At 47.0% G+C, this 676-nt stretch carries 1 protein-coding gene; it reads left to right on the top strand.

Translation table 11 applies throughout. The features are described 5' to 3' along the window. Positions 1 to 64: 64 nt before the first annotated feature. On the top strand, positions 65 to 676 hold a 612-nt coding region (locus R7044_RS25725), incomplete at its 3' end, for an ABC transporter ATP-binding protein (protein WP_225456060.1).

The raw sequence follows: 676 nt of genomic DNA, 5'->3' as shown, positions 1-676 counted from the left end.
TTTCTTCTCACTTGCATATTCGATAATGATAATAATTATCTTTTGTATTGGTTGAGTGTATTAAATGAGTGAGATTAATTTAATTCACGCCTTTCACAGCGATCCGGTCATCCAGATCCGAGATTTGTGCGTGGACTACATCACCGACAATGGTGACTTTAATGCGGTGAAATCGGTCAGCTTTGATATTGGAAAAGGCGAAGTATTCGGCCTTGCTGGGGAATCTGGATGCGGAAAGAGTACCATCGCTTTTTCGATCAATCGTCTGCACAAGCCGCCCGCGTTTATCTCTGGTGGACAAATTCTGTTCCAAGGTAAGGACATCTTACGTTTGTCCGATAAGGAGCTAAGCGCGCTGCGTTGGAGCGAAATCGCCATGGTATTCCAAAGTGCCATGAACTCGCTTAATCCGGTACTGACCATTCAAGAGCAGTTTGCAGACGTCCTACGTCATCATCAAGGACTCAGCAACGAGCAAGCCAAAGATCGCGCCGAAAAACTGCTCGATTTGGTGAACATCCCTCGAGATCGACTGGGTGAATATCCGCACCAGTTCTCTGGGGGAATGCGCCAAAGGCTGGTTATTGCCATCGCGCTGTCTTTAAACCCTAAGCTCATCATTATGGATGAACCAACGACAGCGCTTGATGTGGTGGTGCAGCGAGAGATCCTGCAA

The organism is Vibrio sp. 1402 (genome assembly GCF_033340275.1).
This window is presented reverse-complemented; position numbering and strand designations above follow the sequence as displayed.